Here is a 3,234-nt window from a genome sequence, read left to right as displayed (position 1 = left end):
GTGATCAGATAGGCGTGGTCACCTCAGGCGTGCTGAGTCCCACGCTGGGCTATCCCGTGGCCATGGCTTATGTGGATATCGATTCCACCGAGCCGGGTACGGCTGTGCAGGTTGATGTACGTGGCAAAGCGCAGCCATTCGACGTGGTGCCCCTACCGTTCTACCGACGCCGAGCCGCTTAGGCGAAGGCCGAGTAGCCGGTGAGGTCGCGGCCAATGATCAGCGACTGCACCGATTCGGTGCCCTCGTAGGTGTGGATGGCTTCAATATCGGCAAGATGCCGGGCCACCTTGTTCTGCAGCAGGATGCCGTTGCCGCCGAGCATGTCTCGAGCGGTCTGCGCCAGTGCTCGCGCCTTACGAGTGTTGTGATACTTCGCCATGGAGGCCTGCGGGCCGCTGAGTTTGCCTGCAGCGTCGAGCTCAGTCACCTTCCGGGCATGGAGCTGCATGCTTGTCAGTTCTGAGGTCATCCAGGTCAGCCGTTCCTGGACCTGCTGGAAGCGGGCCAGTGGTTTGGAGAACTGCACGCGCTGGGTGGAGTAGGACAGCGCAGTCTCCACGACGGCGGCCGCGTGGCCTACTGCAGACCAGGCCACGCCCAGCCGGGTGGCGAAGAGCACTCTGGAGGCATCTTTGAAGCTGGTGGCCCCGGGCAGTACTGCATCAGCAGGTACGTTGACGTCGTCGTACTGGATCAGGGCCTGATGTATTGCGCGCAGGCTCAGCTTGCCGCCGATGACTTCGGCGCGGTACCCCGGAGTGTCCTGCGGGATGAGGAAGCAGCGCACCTGACCGTCATGGCTTCCCCCGGAGACCCGGGCCCAGGTGAAGGTGATGCCGCCGGAGGCACCATTGCCGATCCATTTTTTTGCCCCGTTGATGACGTAGTGACCGTTCTCCTCGCTGCCGTGGAGAGTCGCGGTGGTCTCCAGGGACACCGAGTCGGAGCCGTGCGTGGGTTCGGTGAGAGCAAAGGCACCCAGGGTCTCCGCGGTGGCCAGTGGGGTGAGATGCTCGGCTTTCTGTTCCGCGGAGCCGAAGAGCGCGAGCGTGCGCAGAGCCAACCCGCCCTGGACGGCCAGGGCGGTGCCTAGTGAGCCATCGGCGCGGGATGTCTCCATATTGACCAGTCCGGCAGCCAGCGGGGTGAGAGTCTCGATATTCTCGGCCTGGACATCACCGACGTCGACGCCGTCGGTGAGCAGGCCCAGACGCCCCGCTTCTCGGACGAGGTCCAGCGGGTACTCGGCCTTCTCCCAGTGCTGGCTCATGCGATCGTCGAGTCCGGCGCTGAACGTCCGGGCGCGCTCCCACCACTGGCGGTCCTGGTCGGGAATATCGGCGAAGACGCCGTAGTAGTCCAAGTCCCGCGGAGTGGTGAGGTCATAGACAGGATCAGTGGAGGCGTCGGGCACATGTGTCATAGCCCACATGTTACCCACCAGTTACTAGCTGTGCCAGTCGCGTCTTTATTCAGGAACAGTGCGCGCCAGCGGCTGCGCCGCCCAGCGTCCCAGGCCCAGCAGAACGCCAGCGGGGAATCCAATAATTGGTATCAGCATCGGCATCAGGCCGCCCACCCCGGCGAAGAGCACCACGGGCCCATAGAGCAGTCCCACGGCAACATAACCAAGCACATGCACCACCGGGTTGAGGTTGTGGCGGTATATCCAGCCCACCAGCAACGTTCCTGGGATACCGACGACGACGGCAGCCGCGCCCAACAGCGGGATCAGCGGTGCCATATAGCCTTCGCCGTCGAGCCCGGGAACAAACGACAGACCCAGCAGCAGTCCGCCCATAATGGCAGTGGGCACCAGCCAGGACACGAACCAGCCGGTGAGCCCCAGCTTCAGCTGTGGTGAGGGGGAGTCCGCGGAAGAGCGGGCCGGGCGCCGTCGTCCGCCCGATTTTTCAGGAGCGGGGGTGGTCATCCGATATACCCCACATGCGCCAGTGCCTGGCGGATCAGTTGTTCACGGCCGCCGAGGAACTCAGCCTGTACCTCTGCCGAAAGCGCTTGTTCCGGCGTCAGCCAGGACAGTTCCAGCGCGTCCTGCCGGGCGGAGCACTCTCCACTGACCGGAACAACATAAGCCAGCGAGACCGCATGCTGGCGGTCATCGACCAGCCCCGTCTCAGAGGGGTAGGGGAAGTACTCGGCCACGGTGAAGGGCGCCGGCGACGGGGGCAGCTGCGGAAGCGCCAGGGAGCCAAGGTCCTTCTCGATATGACGCAGCAGGGCGGCACGGATGGTTTCGCGATACATCACTCGTCCGGAGACCACGGTGCGGAAGAACTGGCCGTCGTCGTCGGCGGTGTAGAGCATGCCGATCTCGGTGACGTAGCCGAGGGCGTCCAGACGGACTGGAATTGCTTCCACATAGACTATGGGGAGACGACGGCGGGCCTCATAGAGGTCCTCCTCGCTGAGCCATCCGGGGTTCGGGTCAGGGGTGCGTACTGCCATGCCACCTATAGTCTCATGTGGCGGCGTTTCCCCGCCCACCGCAGCGACGCTGCTGACTCAGATGATGTCTTCCAGCGGACGTCCCATAGCAGCGCGTCGTTCGGCGTGGTTGATCCGGTGGCGGCGGGACTGGGTGCACAGAATAACGATGAAGGCGCCCATGGCCGCACCGATGGCGACCCACACGCTGGTGACCTCGGTCAGTAGTCGCGGGAAGATCAGCCAGAACATGCCCCAGCCCAGCCCCAGTGCGATGGTGATGCGGCCACGCTCGGTCATCGAGTAGAAGGCCGCGGTCCAGACGCAGATGAACAGCCCGATCAGCGCCCACAGCAGTGCTGGGATGCCCGGAATGCTCCAGCCGTGGGCGGTCAGCCATATCGAGATGAAGCTCATGGCCTGCACCAGGGCGAAACCGAAGAACAAGCCGATGATCCCGTCGGTGAGCCGACGTTCTGTGGTGTTGCGTGCGGTGTGCAGGTTGAACTGACGGATGGCATCCAGCAGGGTCAAAGCCACAGCTATGGCGGCTAGCGCGCCCAGAGTGAACAACCCGAAGTGCATGGCCGCGGTGATCACCAGCATCAGCCCGGACGCGGTGCCCACCAGCCAGCCCGAGCGGCGCTGGCGGGGCGTGGACCGCTGGGAGCTCTGCCATTGAAAAACCGCATGTGTGCCCAGCCCGATCACCAGAATGGGCCACAGCCAGTACATGTTGTGGTCGGGAGAGAGTAGCGCGAGCTCGCCGGAGAACCATCCCTC

Annotated in this window: 5 protein-coding genes; 1 reads left to right on the top strand and 4 read right to left on the bottom strand. The window is 64.2% G+C overall.

Annotation, left to right across the window (positions count from 1 at the left end):
• A partial coding sequence (locus TX78_RS14095) for a glycine cleavage T C-terminal barrel domain-containing protein (RefSeq protein WP_276508317.1) occupies positions 1-182 on the top strand: 182 nt, incomplete at its 5' end.
• Here the strand turns inward: TX78_RS14095 and TX78_RS01650 are convergent.
• From TX78_RS01650 to TX78_RS01635, 4 genes are all read right to left on the bottom strand, one after another.
• Positions 179-1,426, bottom strand: a complete 1,248-nt coding sequence (locus TX78_RS01650) for an acyl-CoA dehydrogenase family protein (protein WP_044493532.1) — start codon at positions 1,424-1,426, stop codon at positions 179-181. The two genes, TX78_RS14095 and TX78_RS01650, sit on opposite strands and share 4 nt — an antisense overlap.
• 45 nt (positions 1,427-1,471) lie before the next feature.
• Positions 1,472-1,936 carry a hypothetical protein gene (locus tag TX78_RS01645; protein ID WP_044493018.1) on the bottom strand — a complete coding sequence of 155 codons (465 nt, stop codon included), beginning with the start codon at positions 1,934-1,936 and terminating at the stop codon, positions 1,472-1,474.
• Positions 1,933-2,472, bottom strand: coding sequence for an NUDIX hydrolase family protein (locus TX78_RS01640; RefSeq protein WP_044493016.1), 540 nt, complete (start codon positions 2,470-2,472; stop codon positions 1,933-1,935). Before TX78_RS01640 ends, TX78_RS01645 begins: the two co-directional genes overlap by 4 nt.
• A gap of 57 nt (positions 2,473-2,529) precedes the next feature.
• Positions 2,530-3,234: hypothetical protein (locus tag TX78_RS01635; RefSeq protein WP_044493014.1), on the bottom strand; the 705-nt coding region annotated here is incomplete at its 5' end.

The organism is Nesterenkonia massiliensis (genome assembly GCF_000455245.1).
GTDB lineage: Bacteria > Actinomycetota > Actinomycetes > Actinomycetales > Micrococcaceae > Nesterenkonia > Nesterenkonia rhizosphaerae.
Note: the sequence above shows the minus strand (reverse complement) of the source record. Positions and strands in the feature narration are given on the sequence as shown.